The organism is Microvirga zambiensis WSM3693 (assembly GCF_016735695.1).
Lineage (GTDB): Bacteria > Pseudomonadota > Alphaproteobacteria > Rhizobiales > Beijerinckiaceae > Microvirga > Microvirga zambiensis.
This window is the reverse complement of the sequence record NZ_JAERQD010000055.1, coordinates 17,609-35,619: the sequence shown is the minus strand read 5'-3', so window position 1 is coordinate 35,619 and position 18,011 is coordinate 17,609. Positions and strand designations below refer to the sequence as shown.

Genomic DNA, 18,011 nt, shown 5'->3' with positions numbered 1-18,011 from the left:
GACGGCACCGAGGTCATTCCGATGCCGACAAACAGCGCCGCCTGATCGGCCCCATCACCTAAATTCCGTCATAGCTCACGGCAGGCCGAGGACCGTCTCGCTCGAGGCCCAGATCAGGTTGCGGATTGCAAACTTCCGCGCTGCCTCAAAGACATTGTACGTACTGAGAATGTTGTTCCTGAAGGTCACGGCGTTGGTATGTCGCCCTGGTGCCGGAATGGCCGCCAGATGCACAACAGCATCCACACCCTTATGTCGGGAGTCGACTTCCGATAGAGCCTCCAAGGCTTCGCCGAAGTCAGTCAGGTCGGCCTCAACGAAGGGGCAGAGCGCCTCACTTGGACGCATCGCATCCACGTTGATGACCTCGTAGCCATGCTCAAGCAGATCGCGGACGCACGCCCGGCCAACCTTTCCGCTTCCTCCTGTCACAAGAACCCGTTTCATCACTAATCCTCCTCATGGTCTGGACACCACACGATCGGACGACGGTCAGCTCAACGGTTACGTCGATACCATGCCGATGACCTCAGCGTAGCTGTTCGGATTGGGCCCGCAGAAGCGGTGTCCCGTCTCCATCCGTTGGCTGTTCACGTCCTATCCTAGTCAATCCTGCCGACATTTCGGTATCGGCTCCCCTCACCGCAGTGATGAACAGCCCTCATCGATATCTATGCGGCCGTCACGCCTTGAGGTGATCGAGGAAGGCACGCAGGCCCGAGGATACCTGACGGGTGGCACATCAGACGCGTGGAAGCCGGGGCCGGGCGCAATTCTCCCGTCGAGGACGGTCTCGAGGGCTCTCTCGCTCAGTTCCCGCTCCACCCGGTCGCGCAGCCAACAGAAGAGGCCCACTCCGGCCTCGGCCATTCGGATGGATAACTCCGTGTCATGGAGCGTGAGGGTTGGGGGAACGTCGAGCGAGATGGCTTCTTCCTCCTTCGGATCAGACAGTGAAGCCCATTCACTTCTCGGAAGGTCTGGTTACTCGAGGATTGCTGCCCTTGAAACCATGCCTCAGGAGTGCCAATCCCTGACCTTTAGTCAGAATAGCTGTCCCACCGATGGCCAAAGCTCGAAGGATCTACCCGATCATGAGATCAGGGTCAGCGTCGTCCTCCGGAACAACGCACGAACAGGGTGCGGCGGGACAGGTGCAATCGGGATCCAGGCAGATGCCTCAATCGCCATACTCAGGCACGAGACGCTCCTTGAGGAGCGGAATATCTATGTGACACGATAGCCCTTCCCGACCATAGGCAATGTTAATCGCCGCGCGGCATTGATGGGTCAGTACCCGATGCAGCAAGGTGGAGCCAAAGCCCTTCCGCCGCGGCGGATCTACCGGCGGACCGCCCCGCTCGACCCAGTCGATGGTAAGCCGGCGCCCTGCGTCCAGATCCTGGACCGTCCAAGCCACGGATATCTGCCCACCTGGAACCGAAAGTGCCCCGTGCTTGGCTGCATTCGTGGTGAGCTCATGCACGGCCATGCCAATCGGCACGGCCAGATCGGCTGAGAGTTCCACCGACGGCCCGTCAAGGGTGATCCGCCCTGCCCCGCCATCGTCGTAATGGGCAAGCTCGTTCCGGAGCATCGCGACCAGCGGCGCCGTCTGCCAGTAGTCCTCGGTGAGGAGATTGTGGGTGTTGGCCAGCGAGACGATCCGGTCTGCGAACGAGCGGTAGAATTCGTCCACGGAGTGCGTGGAGCGGGCCGTGGCCCCGAGCAGGCCCTGAACCGTCGCAAGGGTATTCTTGACCCGGTGATGCAGTTCGCGGATCAAAAGGGCTTGGCGCTCGTGCGTCCGTTGCCGCTCCTTGAGATGCGCCTCGACTTCCCTTTGCCGCTGCCGCGCCCGAAACGCGGACCTGACGGCGTTCACCAACACGGCCGGGTGGAACGGTCGCTCCAGCACGGTGACGTTCCCGAGTAGGTCGGTGAGGTGCCCCACCGGCTCGCCGCCGCGATGGGTGAGCAGGATAAACGGCAAGTCAGACCAGGGCGGCTGCCGTTCGACCCACTCCGCAAGCTCACGGCGGTCGGCACTGAGGAGCGCCTCTTCCGTGACCACCGCGCAGGCCGCCTCTTCCAGTCCCGCGACGAGCGCCGCGAGGCTGGGGCAGGCCGTGGCGATGATCCCGACCTCGTCGAGGATCGCCGATGCGACCGCGCCATCTCGCCCGTGCGGGGCAAGGATCAGCACGGACACGTCATCGGCCTCCATCATTGTCGGTCTCACGCTCCTCAAGAAGCGAGGCGCGTTGGCCCTCGAATGTCGGTACGCCCGTCAACACACCCCGGAACTGCTCCAGCGGCGGACCAACGCGCAAACCCTGCCCGTCGATCCGGAACTCCCTGATCGTGTCCTCATGCGAGCCGGTGCGTCGCTTCACCACCGACAAAGCTCGCCGGATGCGGCCGTTGGCCTCGAAGAAACGCAGAAGGACGACGGTGTCACTGAGATAGGTCAGGTCGATCGGTGACACCATCTGGCCGACCATGCCGTGCTGGGCCAGGATCAGGATCGTCACCACGCCCTGCTGGTTCAGATAGGTGAGCAACTCGTGCATCTGAAGCACGATGAACGGCTGCTCGGGCATGGCGTTCAGATAGCCGGTCAGGCTGTCGATCACGACAACCTTCGCGCCTCCCTGCTCCACGGCTTCCCGCACGCGGCCGGAGAATTCGCCGGGCGAGACGTTGGCCGGATCGATCTGCTCGATGCGAAGCCGCCCCGCTTCGACGTGAGGCATCAGGTCGAAGCCGACACCCTTGGCCCGTTGCAGGAGAATACCGATGGTCTCGTCGAAACTGATCATGAGGGCGGGTTCACCCCGCTCCAGGGCAGCATAGAGATAGCCCAGCGCCAGAGTGGACTTGCCTGCCCCCGACGGGCCAACCACAAGGGTGCTGGTGCCGCGGCTCAGGCCGCCACCAAGGATGGTGTCGAGTTCCGCGATGCCGCTGGGGATCGCCTCGAAGGCAAAATCCCTGTGATGATCAGCAGCCGTGAGGCGCGGAAAGACCCGCAGGCCGCCGCGCTCGATGATGAGATCGTGATAGCCGCCCCGGAAGGCTGTGCCCCGCATCTTCGTCACCGTGATCCGGCGCCGTTCCGACCCGTAAGCCGGCACGATCTGGTCGAGGCGGATCACCGCATGGCTAATGGAGTGCAGGTTGAGGTCGTCCTGCTCGGACGTGAGATCGTCGAGCATGAGGACGGTCGCGTTGTTGAGCAGGAAGTAGCTCTTCAGCGCCAGGACCTGCCGCCGGTAGCGCAGGGAGCCCTGGGACAGCAACCGGATCTCGGACAGCGAGTCGAACACCACCCGGCTCGGCTTGACCCGCTCGATCTCCGCCAGTGCCATACGCACGGTCTCGCCGAGTTCCAGATCGGAGGAATAGACCAGGCTCTGCTGCTGCTTCGAATCGAGGCTCAGCTCCGGCGGGACGAGTTCGAAGATCTCGATGCCCTCAAGCGACCAGCCGTGGCGGGAGGCCACGGACAGGAGCTCGCGCTTGCTCTCCGACAAGGTGATGTAGAGGCAGCTCTCGCCCTGTTTGGCACAGGCCAGCAGGAATTGCATGCCAAGCGTGGTCTTGCCCGAACCCGGCCGCCCTTCGATGAGATGAGCGCGGTTGGCGGCATAGCCGCCTGCCACGATGTCATCCAGGCCCGGGACCCCTGTTGGGATCGGGGCAGCGTCGGAATGTGATGAAGCCGTCATGGGAAGTCCCGATCCATTTATGAAGTGGTTTTGACCCGGCCATCGTCGGCACTTCGACCCCGGCGCCTGAGCTATCGGGACCGACATCTGGCTGATGTCCCTGGCGTGCCCCGATGTGAGGGGACGCCGGAGTGCTTGTAGACAGGAGGGGCAAGTCTGTCTGTCCACATGTGCACACATGGTCGCCGTTATGTGCACAGTTGAACGTAAGTTGCCGTGGCGCGTTGGACCGCCGTAGCCGGTGGAGGGAAAGACGCCTGATGCAGCCTGCCATGATCTCGTCGCGCCTCAGGGAGAGGATCGCCAGCAACAACCTCTTGAGTGCTCTCAAACCTGAAGACCTGGCCATCGTGGCGCCTTCGCTCCAGGAATGGGAGGGTGAGGCCGGAGGCAAGCTCTACCAACCCGGGGACGAGGTCAGGTTCGTCTACTTCCCGTGCGGACCCAGCCTGGTTTCCTTCGTGGTTGAGCTCGAGGATGGTCTCACGGTCGAAACGGCCCTGATCGGCCGGGAGGGGGCGCTCGGTGGGATCGTCAGCCAAGGGCGCCTCCCGGCGTTTGCCCGCTCCGAGATCCAGTTTCCGGGTCCGTTCCTGCGCCTCTCCACGGCCGATCTCGAGGAGTTCGAAACCCGATCGCCGAGCCTGCGACACCTGTTCGCCCGCTATGCGGACTGCATGCTGGCTCAGGTGTTCCAATCAGTGGCGTGCAACGCGGTCCATACGATCGAACAGCGCACGGTGAAATGGCTGCTGGCTGCGATTGATCGAACGGGCGATCATGACGTTCCGCTGACCCAGGAGCAGTTGGCCAGCATGATGGGCGTCGGCCGAAGCTACGTCAGCCGGGTCATCCAATCCCTGAAACGGCGGCATCTGCTGGAGACCCGCAGAGGCGGCGTGCGCGTGCGTGATCTCGAACGGTTGGATTCCCTGTCGTGCGGCTGCAACAACGCGCTGCGCCGCCACTTCGATCAGGTGCTGGCGGGCGTCTATCCGACCGTCGAGGAGAGCTCGGCCCAAAAGAAGGAAGCAGGCGGCAAACGTCCTGGATCCAGGATGAAGGCCTAAGAACCCGGGCGGAACGACGCAGACCTGCTGGCCGCGACGCATCGACCCCTACGACGAGGCTTGAACACTCATCCTCTGCCGGAAGGCGCAATCGAAAGGACCGCTGTTGCCCCCCGTTCCACCGCCTTCACGCGATCCTGCTTTTCTGACGGGCGGCGGCATGATGGGTGCAACGATGCGTGTGCACGACTGGTCGGCCTCGCCGCTTGGGGCACCCGAGACCTGGCCGCAATCGCTGCGCTCCGTGGTCGGGCTTCTGCTCGGCTCCAAGTTCCCGATGTTCGTCGCATGGGGCGAGGATCTCGGTTTTCTTTACAACGATGCCTACGCCGAGATCCTCGGAGCGAAGCACCCGGCCGCGCTCGGCAGCCGCTTTTACGACATCTGGGCCGAGATCTGGCCTGACATCTCGCCGCTGATCGATGCCGCCATGGCCGGCGAGGCGACCTATCGCGAGAACCTCCCGCTCGTGATGAACCGGAAAGGATTCGATGAGCAGACCTGGTTCACCTTCTCCTATTCACCGGTGCGTGACGAGAGCGGTCGGGTGGCCGGCATGTTCTGCGCCTGCACGGAGACCACAGGGACCGTGCAGGCGGATCGGCGGGCCAGATTCCACGTCGAACTGAGTGAGCGTCTGGCAACCCTTTCCGAGCCACGTGCCATGACGCGTGTCGCGGCGAGCGCCCTCGGCACTCACATCGGCGTCGTTCGCGCCGGCTACGGTGAGATCGACCAATCGGAACAGGTCGTGACGGTCGAGCAGGACTGGACGCGAGACGGTATCGTGGCGAGCCTCGCGGGCGAAGCCCGCATCCTCGACGCCTTCGGTCCGGCGGTGATCGCGGAGTTGCGCGCCGGGCGCACGCTCATCGTCGAGGACTGCCTCGATGACCCGCGCGTCGGCGAGGATCACGCAACCTCGTGGGCGGGGATCGGGTGCCGAGCCCTGATCGTCACGCCGCTGGTCAAGGAGGGACGGTTCAGGGCCCTGCTCTACGTGCATGAGGCGACACCGCGTCACTGGACTGCCACTGAGGTGATGCTCGTCGAGCGGGTCGCCCATCGCACCTGGGATGCGGTCGAGCGGGCCCGCATCGAGAGGGACCTGCGCGACAGGGAAGCGGCCCTGCGGGAGAACGAACAGCGACTGCGCGCGACTTACGAGCATGTTTTCGCGGGGATCAGCGAGGTCGATCGGAGCGGGGGCTTCCTGCGGGTCAACGAGCGACTGTGCACCATCACCGGCTACAGCCGAGAGGAACTGCTCGGGCGCAGCTTCTGGGACCTGACGCACTTGGATGACCGTGAGGCGGACCTGGAGCGGTTCTCGCGTCTGATGCTGGGAAAGACGGACACCTACACGGTCGAGAAGCGCTACATCCACAAGGACGGCCACGAGGTCTGGGTGGAGGTGGCGGCCTCCCGGGTCGATGATTCATCCGGACACCCGCTGTACGGCATCAGCGTGATCCAGGATATCGGCGAACGCAAGAAAGCCGAGGAGTACCAGCGGCTTCTCATTCACGAGCTGAACCACCGGGTGAAGAACACCCTGGCGACCGTGCAGTCGATCGCGACGCAGACGCTGCGCGGATCCGAGACGCCCGTCGAGACCCGTGAGGCGTTGGAAAGCCGTTTGTTTGCGCTCTCCCGCGCCCACAACGTGCTCACCCGGGAGAACTGGGAGGGCGCCCTGCTCCACGAGATCATCGGTGACGTCATCGAGCCCTACAGCAGCGGCGGGAAGGATCGGATCCGGTGCCACGGCGGTCGCGTCCACCTCGTGCCGCGCATGGCGCTCGCACTGGCAATGGCGGTACATGAACTGGCCACGAACGCCGCCAAGTACGGGGCACTCTCCAATTGGACCGGGGAGGTTCACCTGACCTGGATGATGGACCATACACCAGTGCCGCCTCTCCTGCTCATGCGGTGGGAGGAGAAGGGCGGTCCGGTAGTTGAGCCCCCGTCACGGAAAGGTTTTGGGTCGCGCCTGATCGAGCGCAGCCTCGCACACGACCTCAGCGGCGAGGTCCGGATCGAGTATGCTCCCACGGGTCTGGTCTGCTACGTCGAGGCCCCGCTGCCATCATAGGCGCCGACAAGCGCATTGGCCCTCCCGCAGCAGGCTCCCGTCCTTGGGCGACCAGCTCCGAGCGCATGCTTGTTGCGATGGGCGCCGGCTGAGGAATGCCTCTTGACGGTCAAGACTTCTATTTTCCGGCCGCTCGATTATGACGGCTCCCGAGCGACGAAGCCGACAATGCACCAGCCTGTCCCAATGTCTCGTTTTCAGGAAAGACAGGAGATTGGGCGTCTGGCGAGCTTTGCCAACCTCCTAGAGCATTTTTCGGCGAAGTGGATCCGGTTCGCCGTCAAAAAATGCGGCGAACCAAAGAAGAGAGGCGATTCCACGCAAGTGAAAACAGCTCTGGATCCCGACCTGCGGTCCGCGGGAGCGCCTTCGCCTAGCGATGGATGTTGGCCGTGCGTTGAGAGTCATCGGTTTCGCCAGACAACAGACGCATGAGCATAACGACCTGGAATATCCCCGCCGCGCCCACGAGCACATAGACTAACCGTGCGAGAGCAGTCTGCTGTCCTCCGAACAGGGCCGCCACGAGATCAAATTGGAAGAGGCCGACGAGCCCCCAATTTACGGCTCCGACGATGACGAGAACAAGCGTAACGATATTGAAAGCCTTCATTGGTTTCTCCTGGCTACGGACTACAGACAGCGCTGCGCTGCCCTCCTCACGACGCGAAGACACTAGGATTTCGGCATGATCACGCGGTCGATCACGTGGATGACGCCGTTTGATGCGTTGACGTCGGCCTGTGTGACAGCCGCGTCATCGACCTTGACGGTGTTGCCGCTCGCATCGATCCGCACGGCGCTGCCCTCGACGGTCTTGGCATTAGTCGTCTTACCCTTGAGGTCGCCGGACAGAACGTTCCCCGACACGACGTGATAGGTCAGGACCTTCGTGAGCTGCGCCTTGTTCTCAGGCTTCAAGAGGGTCTCGACCGTACCGGCCGGAAGCTTCCTGAACGCCTCGTCGGTGGGCGCAAAGACCGTGTAGGGACCCTTGCCCTTGAGGGTTTCGACAAGTCCAGCGGCCTGAAGGGCGGCCGTCAGCGTCTTGAAGTTGCCATTGCTGACGGCGGTTTCAACGATATCCGCCGCTGCGGCCGGACCCGCCGCGACGAACATGGCAACAACGGCGAAAGCACTATACTTCGCGTTCATTGGTCTATCCTTTAATCGCGGCGCCCTGTCGGTTTACCGGCGCCGGCTTCGATGGATATGTTCGGAGCCGCACACGTCTTGCATCAGGAGTTTCCTGAGTGGAGCGGGAAAATCACCTTAGAGGCCCGCTTTCACTCCTGTTGCCATGGGAAGGCATCGCGCTTCCGCCATATGTTCTCAGCGGCAATGGCGCGCAGCCGAGTTAGAGGCCAGAATGGACCATCTCAGCCCCAACGATGCTTCCTCCGTCGAGGAGCCCGGATCCCGCAAACGGCGTCGCGCCGCCACGAGGCCGCCGCAGGCTCACAGCCTGCCGACCCTGATCGCGCCAGACGTAGAGGCGGAGGCCTTGCTGCGCTCCACCCTGGATGCCCTGTCGGCCCATATCGCGGTGCTTGACGAAGTCGGAACGATCATCGCGGTCAACCAGGCTTGGCGCGCTTTCGCCCACGCCTCCGGCTATGCCGACACGAAGCACGGAGTCGGGATGAACTATCTGGCTGTCTGCGAAGCGGCAGCCGCCGTGTCGCAGGATGCCTCGCGAACCGCGGGGGCATTGCGGGACATCATGGCAGGCGACCGCTCCGAGTTCCGGATGGAGTATCCCTGCCGCAGCCCGCAGGGGCCGCGCTGGTTCCAGCTCCGGGTGACCCGCCCGGACCAAACGCAGACGCGCCGGATCGTCATCGCACACGAAGATATTACCGACGTCAAACGGACGCAGGAGGAATTGACCCGGCTGAGCGGGCGCCTCATGCATCTGCAAGACGAGGAGCGGCGCGCCATTGCACGGGAGCTTCATGACACCACGGCCCAGAACCTCCTGGCGATCACGTTGAACGCGACGCGCCTGCACGAGGGGCTGCGCGACCCGGGAGAAGCCGCCCGCCGCACACTGGTGGAAACCCTCGAGCTGGCAGAGCAGAGCCTTCAGGAGGTCCGCACGCTCTCGTATTTGCTCCACCCTCCACTCCTTGATGATGTCGGGCTCACGGCGGCCCTGAGCTGGCTCGCAAGAGGGTTTTCGGAGCGTAGCGGCATTCAGGTCGACATCAGCATCGAGAACAGCGGTGAGCCATTGCCTCGGCCTACGGCAACTGCCCTCTACCGGGTCGCCCAGGAGGCGCTGTCAAATGTCCATCGCCACTCGGGCAGCAAGCGGGCACGGCTTGCTCTGTACCGGACCAAGGATATGGTGCAGCTCGACGTCGTGGATGGTGGGACAGGGCTCGGGAGCGTCGGCACGGCAGGCACCGAGGAGAGCCAACAGATCGGCGTCGGCATCTCAGGCATGAGACTGCGCCTTGAGCAACTCGGCGGCCGGCTCGAAATCCGCTCGGGCGCTTCGGGGACCCACGTGAGCGCCAGGGTGCCGATCTCGCTCATGGGTTCAGATCAACCGCCTTGAGCAGCCCCAATTTGGTGTCATCAACCGGCTAGGATCCATCATGCTCCGCATTCTTCTCGCCGATGATCACGATATTGTCCGGCGTGGCCTCAGGGATCTCCTGGAACAACATGTGGGCTGGCAGGTCTGCGCGGAAGCCTCCAACGGCAGGGAAGCCGCGGAGCTCGCCCTCCGGCATCGGCCCCAAGTGGCCGTCATCGACCTGTCGATGCCCGAACTCAACGGCCTCGAGGCGACGCGCCGGATCCGGCAGAGCCTGCCGGATACCGAGGTCCTGATCTTCACGATGCACGAGAGCGAGGAGCTGATCAGGGAGGTGCTGGGTGCTGGCGCCCGCGGCTATCTGCTCAAGTCCGACGCGGTGCGTCAGCTCATCCCGGCCGTCGAAAGCCTGTCGCAGAAAAAGCCCTACTTCGCCGGCCGCGTGTCGGAAGTCGTCCTGGACGGCTTTCTCAAAGGGGGGCTGGTGACTCCGGAGAGCCCAACTGCCGAGCGCCTGACGTCGCGCGAACGGGAGGTTGTGCAACTTTTGGCCGAGGGCAAAAGCAACAAGCAGATCGCGCGCCTGCTGGACCTCAGTGTCAAGACGGTGGAGACGCATCGCACCGCCGCGATGCGGAAGCTGAAACTCAACTCCCTGCCCGACCTGGTTCGCTACGCCGTCAGAATGCAGATCATCCAAGTCTGAGCTCACGCCGCAAAGGACCGGTGATTGCGATGCCTCGACCCTCCTCGACCTCGTTCCTCTTGAACAGTCTCGAACGCCCGGCCCGAGCCGTTGTCATCGGGGCATCCGGCGGCATTGGATCCGCCGTCACAGACCTTCTTGCATCCGAAGGGTTTGAAACCGTTCATGCGCTTTCACGCTCGGGATCCGATCAGGGCTGGCCTGGAGTGCGGGTGGGGCGGATCGACATTGAGAACGAGGCGAGCATTGTCGCCGCAGCCGCGCAGCTTGGTGAGGGCGCTCCTCTGCGCTTCATCCTGGTGGCGACAGGATTGCTCCACGATGCAACTCTCCAGCCCGAGAAGACCTATCGCACGCTTGATCCGGAGCATCTCGCCCGGAGTTTCCGCATCAATGCGATTGGTCCAGCCCTTGTGGCCAAGCATGTGCTACCCCTTGTGCCGAAGGCAGGGAAAAGCGTTTTTACTGTCCTCTCTGCGCGCGTTGGCAGCATCGAAGACAACCGACTTGGGGGCTGGTACGGCTACCGGGCGTCGAAGGCAGCCCTGAACCAGTTTGTGCGAACCTTTGCGATTGAGCTCGGCCGCCAGAGGCCCGAAGCCGTGTGTGTCGCCCTTCACCCTGGAACGGTCGATACCGCTTTGAGCCATCCCTTTCAGGCCAGCACCAGGGAGATGTTCTCGCCAGCCTACTCGGCTGAGCGGCTGCTCGCTGTTACGGATGCCTTGACGGCGGCGCACACTGGTCAATTCTTCGCCTGGGATGGGTGCGCAATCCCTTTTTGATTGAGAACTTGAGGCCCTTCTTGCACGCCTTCCAAAGCCTTGCCTTCCAAGGGTCAATCTCGGTAGCCCGTAGGCCCGAACGATGGTCCACTCATCCCAGCAGTGCGGAATCAGGCTAAGGTCAGCCGCGTGCCAGAAGCGGTCCTTCTGTCATGATGACCTGTCACGCGATCAGATGGCCAAGGCGGTGCGTCGTTCAATTGGAAGTCAGGAAGGAGCGAACCATTGCGCTCGTTGCCGTTGGGTTCTCCTCCATGATCCAATGGCCTGAATCCGGAATGATCCCTTCGGTCACGTCACTGGCGGCAAACCGCATCACGGTCGCCATCATCGGGCCAAACGATTTCTCGCCCCCGATCGCCAGCACCGGCATCCCGAGCTTGCCCTTGGAAGCAAGGAACGCCTTGTTATCGATGGCATCCTGATCAAACGCGGCAAAGTGGGCAAATCCCGAGTGCATGGCGCCCGGCAACGCGTACAGCTCGGCATAGTGCTCCCGCGCTGCCTCTGAGAAGCGACTGGGCGTAGCTGAGAACTCATTCCAGAAGCGATCGAGATAGATGCGCTCGCGGCCAGCAACGAGGCGCTCCATGTCGGGGCCTCCAAATCGGAAGTGCCACAACAGCGGGTTCTTCAGGATCTCTTCCCATGGACCGATGCCCGGCAAGGGAGCATCGATCAGAACAAAGCGCCTCACGCGTTCCGGGTGCTGGACGGCGAAGGCGTAGCCGACCATGTTGCCGATGTCGTGCGTGACCAGATCGGCGCGATCGATCTTGAGTGCGTCGAGAACGCCTGCCACGTCACCGGCTTGCGTCTTCTTGTCAAACCCAGCCTCCGGCTTGGAGGAAAGCCCCAAGCCGCGAAGGTCCGGAACCAGGATCATATGATCCCGGACAAGATCCTCGGCCAGGGGCGCCCACATGTCGCCGGTCTCACCATAGCCGTGCAACAGAACCACAGCCGGGCCTGTACCGCCGACGCGGACATGGATCGTGGCGCCGTTGGCGGTGATCTCCTGCGTCCGGACTGCGGCTGGGAACTGGACCTGCGCAGCGGCCGGCAGCGCGAGGGCCGCAGCTCCGAGAGCACTGAGTACGAACCTGAGCATCTGTCATCTCCGATCAACGGCAGAACTTTCGCCCTGATTGCTTCCGGCGCTTCTCCGTTCAAGGCAGAGATAGCGTTTGGGCATCTTCCGGATTAGGCTGCAAAAGGCGAAACTGGCCTCCGGAAAGTCCGAACGATGATGAAACTCGATGGAATCGCGACGTTCGTCGCCGTTGCGGAAGCCGGTTCGATCAGCGAGGCCGCGCGCCGCCTAAGACTGTCGAAGTCCGTGGTCAGCGACCGCTTGGTCGAACTCGAGCGCAGCCTTGGCGCGAGGCTCGTGCATCGGAGCACGCGCAGGCTGAGCCTGACGGAGGACGGCATCACCTTCCGCGAGAGAGCCTCCCGCATCGCCCACGAGGTCGAGGAAGCGATCGCCGAAATGGCCCAGCGCAGCGGCGCTCTCGTCGGCCCGTTGCGCATCTCCGCGCCTGTTACCTTCGGCCGAATGCATCTCGGGCCGGCGGTTTATCCCTTTCTCGCCAAGCATCCCGGCATCGAGTTGACACTCGATCTCGACGATCGGCGAGTGGATGTGTCGGCGGAGGGCTATGATGCCGTGGTGCGGCACGGTCCGCTCATGGATTCACGGCTGGTCGCGTGGCGGCTGGCGCCAAGTCGGCGGGTTCTCGTCGCTTCGCCGGATTACCTGGCACGGCATGGCACACCGGTCGCGGCAGGTGACCTCGAGAGCCATCGCGGAATCTTCTATACCAACCGGGGCGTCGATGATTGGCGGTTCCCGGGCCCAACCGGGGCAACGGTCGTCCGCGGTCGGGCGGCCCTGCGTGTGAACAACGGCGACATCATGCGGGACGCCGCGCTGTCAGGGATCGGCATTGCGCTCCTGCCGACCTTCATCGTCGGTCCCGACATCGCGAGGGGCCGCCTTCAGGTCATCGAGATTGGGCTGAGGTCCGCTCCGGAATTTATCTATGTCGCCCATCTGGAAGGACGGCGGCCTTCAGCCAAGTTGCGAGCCTTTGCCGACTGCTTGCGAGAGGCGTTCGGAGAGCCGCCATATTGGGAACATTGAGGGCGCGCCCGTGAGAAGCCCAATGCTGCCATCGCGCAGAACAGATGCCTGTCGTTGTACAGCGTCAACGACCAGAAGCCATTGACCGGCGGTTCCTGTCCCGCCGCGAAAGTGATCTCGTAGCTTCCGTTGCCGTTCAGTTCCCCGCCCGCGCTGTCGTAGTCGGTGTAGAAGTACTGCGTCTCGTTCGGCCGGTTGTCGAACATGTTCGATTTGGCCGTCCCGGTCCGGTTGAAATAGTCGATCCCCCACTGCATCGCGCTTTTATCCTCGGGCGTATCGTCCTGGAACACGCGCGGGATCGCGTTGGCCAGCGAGGTCGGGCAGCGCAGGACGTTCGTGATCCCGGCGGGCTTGAGGCCCTGCCATTTCGGACCGACCAGCAGATAGAAGCCGGGCTTGGTCCCATAAGGCTTGCCGAGGCGTCCGAACTGGTCCGTGCGCGCATCGTACAGGGCATAGACCCAGAAGCGGTCCCCGAAGTCCGGCACCTGGATGACGACCGGCTCCTCGTCGAGCGAGAAGAAGCCGAGACCGTAGACGACGTCCTGGTTGGGGCAGGTCACGAAGGTTTGGGACGGCTCGATGTAGTCGTCGAGCATGGCGATCCGCCCGCGCGGCGCGGCCGGCAGCACGCCGTTGAGGTGGCCCGGCTGCGGCGCCTGCGTGATCGCGGCCCTGCGGTTGATCATGTTCACCATCGGCCACCCCAGACATAGGCCATCTGCGCGATGGTCCGGGCGTAGTCCGGATGCATCAGGACGCCCGTAGCGGGCTGTGTGAGGCTCCAGGGCGATGCCGCGGCCTGCTGCGCCTGAGCGGCATCGGTCATGACGGTGACCGAGGCCGTGGCCGCGGCAGTGGGAAGGACCGCTCGCGTGCCGGTCGCGGCAAGGGACGCCAGTCCAATGCCGCCCTTCATCGCGGCGCGGCGGGTCGTGCCTTGAGGGGTGGTCGATGTCGACTTCATGGTGCAGTCCTCTCGCATCTTGGAAAGGCCCCTCGATCCCGTGGCGTTCTAGTTCACCTTCACGACGTCATCCGGCTTCCAGGTCTGGTCGAAGAACTCGACGCCGGTGCCGTAGAGGCGCAGCGCCACCAGGAAGTTGCGGCCACCGACGGTCTGGATGAAGTTCGAGTCCGGGGCATCGGCCGGCTTCGACGGTCCGAACCACAGGTCGACGGAACCATCGCTGTTGGTCGCGACCTTGTTGAAGCCGTTGATCGACGGCATGAGTTGCGGCGTCTCGACCATCGTCCCATCGGTAACGTTGTAGGCCGTGACGGCCCAGAACAGAGCGGCCGGCGGGTTCGGCGGCAAGTGCAGCCGGTAGCTGTTCGAGCCGTTCAGGAACTCGCCCTGTGCATCCTTGAAGGTGAATGGGTATTTCGAGCCCGCACCCAGGGTGCGCATGACCATGGCCGGGGCGGAGGAATAGGCGATCTGGAAGTAGGAGGCGCGCTGGTTCACGTCGAGATAGCTGTCCTGCATCCATTCGGCAGTGCCTCCGGCCCAGGTGTTGAGATACTGCCGGTCCTTGTAATAGCGGTCGCGCTCGTCCGGCCGGCCGAGCTGGCGCAAGGCCAGGATCATCCTGGGCGCCATCTCGACCGCCTTTTTCAGCAGTTCCTGCTGCTTGGGTGACGGATTGAACGGCTGCCCCTTGACGATGCCGATGGAGGCCAGCACGCCGCGCAGTTCGGAATCGATGGCCGCGACCGGCTCGTCATCGACGAACGCCTTCAGCTTGGTCCAGAACACGGCGTCGACCGGGTACATCATGTTGATGCGCCGGCCGCTGGCATTGGGAAACTGCATCGGCTTGACGTCCTTCTCCATCGCCCACAACGGATAGACCCGCGTCTGTTCGGCTAGCGCCACGGCGGGCCGCGGGTCGGGTCCATTGTCGCCCTTCGCCATGATCGTGCGGAAGAACAGAAGGACGTTGTAGGTCTTCGACTTGAAGGCGAAGTAGCCCTGCGGGATCTCGCCGTCGTAGTCCGGTGGCAGCAGCAGGTAGAGCCCGCCACGGGCCCGGTCCGGCCCGATCAGGCCGACATCCGTGATCGTGCGTTGGAAGAAGTCTGTGAACATGCCGATGACGTCGCGGGGTGCTGCGACGACAAGCGGGCCGGTTTCCTTCAGGTCGAGATAGCTCATGGAATAGACGACGTCGGCATTCGGTGTCGGCACCCAGGTGCGCGAGTCCATGCGGTCCTTCCAGATCGGCAGGACGTTGTAGCCCTTGCCGAAGGTCGATTCCGAGCCATCGCGCATGCCGATGGTGTTCAGCGCGGGCAGCATGGTCATGTAGGCGTGGACGGCCCGCTGGTAGTAGAGCTCGTCGCGCAGGGACTCGGCCTCGGCCTGAGGCAGCCAGTTGCCCTTGTTGAGCTGTTCGACCAGCGGCGGGGCGGCGGACTGCTGCGCCGGGGCGGGTGAGACCTGGCATAAAGCCATGGCCAGCGAGGCGAAGGTCAGTGTCGAGCGTCGCGTCATCTCATGCTCCTCGTTGACTTCAGACCTGCGGCGCCGGCTCGGCCGGAAACGGCTGGCTCATGCGGATGTCGGCGCGGCTCCGTGCCGCGAAGTCCCAAACTATCAATCGCCTCCGTGCGGTGGGCTATTGGGGCAAACCCTGAGCCCTGCTCGGGAGAACCCTTGCTTTCACGTCCGGACCGGAGGAGGCGAAGCAATCCAGATCGGCATTGCCTCATCGGACCTGATCAGTCGCAGAGACCATCGTATCCCTCATCCAGTCGCCACGTTCCGGTCTCGACGCCATCGGCGACCCGCTTCAGCATCTGCGTAACGTTGTGCGCGAAGATGGCCCTTTCGGGCTGGTCATGGAGAAACCAGATGATCGGTCCTGACGTGCCCGACGGGCGGATGCGGATGTCGACGCAGTAGTGATCCCCGCGCGCACTGCCGAAGACTGGAAGCCAACCCGTCGACCAGACCGCCAGAGCGTTCGTGACGCCGGAAGTCCACTGTTCGGGCGGTTCGCAGGCGTCACGGTGGCGGCGGCAGAGATCCTCCCAGGCCACAGCCATGACATCCAGCGGAAGCCAGCGCTGATTGAGGTACAGGTTCGGAGCCCCCTCCGGCTGACCGTCATGAGCGGTGTAGAGCGTCCGGATGTCGAGCGGCAGCGTCGTTCCGAGCCGGGCCTCGATCCGTCGGAGCGTGCCGGAGGTTGCCCCGGGACGGAAAAGCGGCGGGCTGTCCGAGTGCTCGCGGGCCAGCCAGGCTTCAATGCGCCTAAGGGGTCTGACGGGACCGGCATCTGTCGGCATGCGCTCTCCTCGCCGAGGAGTGACGGCGTTCGGACTCGTCACGAGAGCAACTTGGGGGCGAGTGTAAGCCTGCCGCGACTAGCCTCTGAGGGCTGCGGGACGGCGTTCTTCGTAGCAAAATCAGCAAAACGCGCATGCGCCCTTTGCGGCGTGCATCGAGGGCTATTGTTCGGCACCTCTTGTCAATGGCTGTAGGCCATGGGCCATCGAGGAGATGCAATGAACGACAAACAATCTGAGAGGCTGCTGACCGAAAAGGAAGCTGCCGCACGCCTCAAGGTGAGCCGAAGCTTTCTGGCGTGGCTCCAGAGGCCGTCGCGCGGTTTATTGCGCTAGTCGAACCACATTGGGGTAGCGTCACCCGATCTCAGTCCGTGTTCAAGCTGAGGCGGATGACCGAGATCCTGGCGCCCGAGAGAGACCTGGTCTGGCTGCGTGCGATCGAGGCGGACCTGCGGGCCCAAGCACGCCCGAAGCGCCGTCGCGAGCACGTAAAAACCAGTGAGTTGCTACGTGCCGGGGAAGCTCTGTTCAAGGAGGCTGAGAGCGCCACCCACCTCAGCCCGAAGAAACGCGCTTGCCTGGCCCGCAATGGGCTGATGGTAGCCCTGCTCGCGGTCCACCCCTTCCGCCACAAGAACTTGGGCGAGCTGATGCTGGGAAGCAGCTTCCGCCGTCTTGACGGTAGCTGGTGGATCATCCTCGAGGCCGAGGACACGAAGGGCGGCCGAGTGGACGAGAGGCAGGTGGCGGACTATCTCAACCCACTGGTGGATCGATATCTCGCCACCTACCGGTCTATTCTGCTGGCCCGACAGGTTGCCACCGCTGACTGTGAAAGGGCCAAAGCCAAAGCCACGCGATTGCTTCCGGACTGCTCATTAGAGGACATGTCCGGCCCGTTGTGGATCGCTGTCACGGGAGAGCCCCTCACCTACTCGCTGTCGGCGCTGCAATCACCGACGCCGTCGAACCCACAATCGGGGTCCGGCTGAGCCCGCATGCGTTCCGCCGCGCTGTAAGAACAACTGTGACGTATTCTGGCGGGGAGCATCGCGGTCTCACGCAAGGGGTACTGCAACACAACAGCACGCGTGTCGGGGATGAGCATTACGACAGCGACTCAACCCGGCGAGCAGGCCTTGAGCTGGCTGCTGGTCTACTTGGCAAGTGGATCGACATCACCGCAGGCCCTTGGGGAAAGGAGGAGCAAGGGAAATTCCCTGCCCTTTCGGATGTCCGCTTTATGCCTCTAACCCGACCAAGGCCTCAGGTCTCAGATGTGCTGCCAATATCGTTCCCAAATCTGAAAGGTGCTCGATATCTGTCCGGTGCCAGCAGTAGCGGCAAGCAAAAACTGTGCAACGGCGTGTCACTTGGCCCCGCATTCGGCATGGACGGATGACCCCTCGTCTGACCGATCAAGCTGGTGTGTTTACATTTCTTTTCAGTCCTCGATCCAGGAATATGCTTGCAAGCCTATAGCGAGTCACGCACTGCGCCAGTTCACCGCCGACATGGCCAAAGCCAACGCGCGCATCTTCAGCTACTCGTCAGGTGGCAACCCCTGGATTTGCGGATCGCGTTCTAAGATCGGCTTTCGTGATGGCGTGTGCCGCACCATCCCCAACTT

At 63.2% G+C, this 18,011-nt stretch carries 17 protein-coding genes; 7 read left to right on the top strand and 10 right to left on the bottom strand.

Features of this window, described 5'->3' with window-relative positions:
• Positions 1 to 75 precede the first annotated feature (75 nt).
• The 3 genes from JKL46_RS27555 to JKL46_RS27545 all read right to left on the bottom strand — a co-directional run bounded on the left by JKL46_RS27555 (position 76) and on the right by JKL46_RS27545 (position 3,731).
• A complete protein-coding gene (locus JKL46_RS27555; RefSeq protein WP_246529569.1) occupies positions 76 to 447 on the bottom strand; it encodes an NAD-dependent epimerase/dehydratase family protein in 372 nt (123 codons plus the stop codon).
• A 733-nt stretch (positions 448 to 1,180) separates the two neighbouring features.
• Positions 1,181 to 2,227, bottom strand: a complete 1,047-nt coding sequence (locus tag JKL46_RS27550; RefSeq protein ID WP_425493317.1) for a sensor histidine kinase — start codon at positions 2,225 to 2,227, stop codon at positions 1,181 to 1,183.
• Positions 2,214 to 3,731, bottom strand: coding sequence for an ATPase domain-containing protein (locus JKL46_RS27545; RefSeq protein WP_201839226.1), 1,518 nt, complete (start codon positions 3,729 to 3,731; stop codon positions 2,214 to 2,216). Before JKL46_RS27545 ends, JKL46_RS27550 begins: the two co-directional genes overlap by 14 nt.
• A gap of 260 nt (positions 3,732 to 3,991) precedes the next feature.
• Between JKL46_RS27545 and JKL46_RS27540 the strand changes: the two genes are divergently transcribed.
• Together JKL46_RS27540 and JKL46_RS27535 are read left to right on the top strand one after the other, a co-directional pair.
• Positions 3,992 to 4,801, top strand: coding sequence for a Crp/Fnr family transcriptional regulator (locus JKL46_RS27540; protein WP_201839212.1), 810 nt, complete (start codon positions 3,992 to 3,994; stop codon positions 4,799 to 4,801).
• A 160-nt stretch (positions 4,802 to 4,961) separates the two neighbouring features.
• Positions 4,962 to 6,899, top strand: coding sequence for a PAS domain-containing sensor histidine kinase (locus tag JKL46_RS27535; protein ID WP_201839209.1), 1,938 nt, complete (start codon positions 4,962 to 4,964; stop codon positions 6,897 to 6,899).
• Positions 6,900 to 7,272: 373 nt separating this feature from the next.
• Here JKL46_RS27535 and JKL46_RS27530 read toward each other — a convergent pair whose 3' ends face one another.
• Both JKL46_RS27530 and JKL46_RS27525 read right to left on the bottom strand, forming a co-directional pair.
• Entirely contained in the window at positions 7,273 to 7,512 is a 240-nt protein-coding gene (locus JKL46_RS27530; RefSeq protein WP_201839206.1) for a DUF378 domain-containing protein, read from the bottom strand.
• Positions 7,513 to 7,574: 62 nt separating this feature from the next.
• Positions 7,575 to 8,054: a fasciclin domain-containing protein gene (locus tag JKL46_RS27525; RefSeq protein WP_201839203.1), complete on the bottom strand. Its 480-nt coding sequence runs from the start codon at positions 8,052 to 8,054 to the stop codon at positions 7,575 to 7,577.
• A 214-nt stretch (positions 8,055 to 8,268) separates the two neighbouring features.
• Here JKL46_RS27525 and JKL46_RS27520 point away from each other — a divergent pair, with 214 nt between their 5' ends.
• From JKL46_RS27520 to JKL46_RS27510, 3 genes are read left to right on the top strand one after another with little or no spacing between them, the layout of a single operon-like run.
• On the top strand, positions 8,269 to 9,462 hold the full coding sequence (locus tag JKL46_RS27520; RefSeq protein ID WP_201839200.1) for a sensor histidine kinase: 1,194 nt from the start codon (positions 8,269 to 8,271) through the stop codon (positions 9,460 to 9,462).
• A 40-nt stretch (positions 9,463 to 9,502) separates the two neighbouring features.
• Complete coding sequence (locus tag JKL46_RS27515) at positions 9,503 to 10,150, top strand: response regulator (protein ID WP_201839192.1); 648 nt, start codon at positions 9,503 to 9,505, stop codon at positions 10,148 to 10,150.
• Between the two features lie 29 nt (positions 10,151 to 10,179).
• Positions 10,180 to 10,935 (top strand): SDR family NAD(P)-dependent oxidoreductase, encoded by a 756-nt coding sequence (locus JKL46_RS27510; protein WP_201839191.1) that lies wholly within the window; start codon positions 10,180 to 10,182, stop codon positions 10,933 to 10,935.
• A gap of 196 nt (positions 10,936 to 11,131) precedes the next feature.
• Here the strand turns inward: JKL46_RS27510 and JKL46_RS27505 are convergent, their stop codons facing one another.
• Complete coding sequence (locus tag JKL46_RS27505; protein WP_201839189.1) at positions 11,132 to 12,046, bottom strand: alpha/beta fold hydrolase; 915 nt, start codon at positions 12,044 to 12,046, stop codon at positions 11,132 to 11,134.
• 135 nt (positions 12,047 to 12,181) lie between these two features.
• Between JKL46_RS27505 and JKL46_RS27500 the strand changes: the two genes are divergently transcribed.
• A complete protein-coding gene (locus JKL46_RS27500; RefSeq protein WP_201839188.1) occupies positions 12,182 to 13,081 on the top strand; it encodes a LysR family transcriptional regulator in 900 nt (299 codons plus the stop codon).
• Here the strand turns inward: JKL46_RS27500 and JKL46_RS36985 are convergent.
• From JKL46_RS36985 to JKL46_RS27485, 4 genes are all read right to left on the bottom strand, one after another.
• Positions 12,979 to 13,782: a DUF1254 domain-containing protein gene (locus JKL46_RS36985; RefSeq protein ID WP_246529568.1), complete on the bottom strand. Its 804-nt coding sequence runs from the start codon at positions 13,780 to 13,782 to the stop codon at positions 12,979 to 12,981. The two genes, JKL46_RS27500 and JKL46_RS36985, sit on opposite strands and share 103 nt — an antisense overlap.
• Entirely contained in the window at positions 13,776 to 14,051 is a 276-nt protein-coding gene (locus JKL46_RS36980) for a hypothetical protein (protein ID WP_246529567.1), read from the bottom strand. Before JKL46_RS36980 ends, JKL46_RS36985 begins: the two co-directional genes overlap by 7 nt.
• Positions 14,052 to 14,099: 48 nt before the next feature.
• Positions 14,100 to 15,581, bottom strand: a complete 1,482-nt coding sequence (locus JKL46_RS27490) for a DUF1254 domain-containing protein (protein ID WP_201839187.1) — start codon at positions 15,579 to 15,581, stop codon at positions 14,100 to 14,102.
• Between the two features lie 227 nt (positions 15,582 to 15,808).
• Positions 15,809 to 16,378, bottom strand: a complete 570-nt coding sequence (locus JKL46_RS27485) for an SMI1/KNR4 family protein (RefSeq protein WP_201839185.1) — start codon at positions 16,376 to 16,378, stop codon at positions 15,809 to 15,811.
• A 392-nt stretch (positions 16,379 to 16,770) separates the two neighbouring features.
• On the opposite strand from JKL46_RS27485, the gene JKL46_RS27480 reads away from it, so the two are divergent.
• Positions 16,771 to 17,373 carry a hypothetical protein gene (locus tag JKL46_RS27480; RefSeq protein ID WP_201839182.1) on the top strand — a complete coding sequence of 201 codons (603 nt, stop codon included), beginning with the start codon at positions 16,771 to 16,773 and terminating at the stop codon, positions 17,371 to 17,373.
• The last annotated feature ends 638 nt before the right edge of the window (positions 17,374 to 18,011 follow it).

Bases quoted from the DNA above. Each gene is read 5' to 3' on its own strand.
- JKL46_RS27480 (WP_201839182.1), top strand. From the start codon at position 16,771: ATGACCGAGATCCTGGCGCCCGAGAGAGACCTGGTCTGGCTGCGTGCG.
- JKL46_RS36985 (WP_246529568.1), bottom strand. From the start codon at position 13,782: ATGGTGAACATGATCAACCGCAGGGCCGCGATCACGCAGGCGCCGCAG.
- JKL46_RS27500 (WP_201839188.1), top strand. From the start codon at position 12,182: ATGATGAAACTCGATGGAATCGCGACGTTCGTCGCCGTTGCGGAAGCC.
- JKL46_RS27510 (WP_201839191.1), top strand. From the start codon at position 10,180: ATGCCTCGACCCTCCTCGACCTCGTTCCTCTTGAACAGTCTCGAACGC.
- JKL46_RS27490 (WP_201839187.1), bottom strand. From the start codon at position 15,581: ATGACGCGACGCTCGACACTGACCTTCGCCTCGCTGGCCATGGCTTTA.
- JKL46_RS36980 (WP_246529567.1), bottom strand. From the start codon at position 14,051: ATGAAGTCGACATCGACCACCCCTCAAGGCACGACCCGCCGCGCCGCG.
- JKL46_RS27550 (WP_425493317.1), bottom strand. From the start codon at position 2,227: ATGGAGGCCGATGACGTGTCCGTGCTGATCCTTGCCCCGCACGGGCGA.
- JKL46_RS27520 (WP_201839200.1), top strand. From the start codon at position 8,269: ATGGACCATCTCAGCCCCAACGATGCTTCCTCCGTCGAGGAGCCCGGA.
- JKL46_RS27525 (WP_201839203.1), bottom strand. From the start codon at position 8,054: ATGAACGCGAAGTATAGTGCTTTCGCCGTTGTTGCCATGTTCGTCGCG.
- JKL46_RS27535 (WP_201839209.1), top strand. From the start codon at position 4,962: ATGATGGGTGCAACGATGCGTGTGCACGACTGGTCGGCCTCGCCGCTT.
- JKL46_RS27530 (WP_201839206.1), bottom strand. From the start codon at position 7,512: ATGAAGGCTTTCAATATCGTTACGCTTGTTCTCGTCATCGTCGGAGCC.
- JKL46_RS27485 (WP_201839185.1), bottom strand. From the start codon at position 16,378: ATGCCGACAGATGCCGGTCCCGTCAGACCCCTTAGGCGCATTGAAGCC.
- JKL46_RS27555 (WP_246529569.1), bottom strand. From the start codon at position 447: ATGAAACGGGTTCTTGTGACAGGAGGAAGCGGAAAGGTTGGCCGGGCG.
- JKL46_RS27515 (WP_201839192.1), top strand. From the start codon at position 9,503: ATGCTCCGCATTCTTCTCGCCGATGATCACGATATTGTCCGGCGTGGC.
- JKL46_RS27505 (WP_201839189.1), bottom strand. From the start codon at position 12,046: ATGCTCAGGTTCGTACTCAGTGCTCTCGGAGCTGCGGCCCTCGCGCTG.
- JKL46_RS27545 (WP_201839226.1), bottom strand. From the start codon at position 3,731: ATGACGGCTTCATCACATTCCGACGCTGCCCCGATCCCAACAGGGGTC.
- JKL46_RS27540 (WP_201839212.1), top strand. From the start codon at position 3,992: ATGCAGCCTGCCATGATCTCGTCGCGCCTCAGGGAGAGGATCGCCAGC.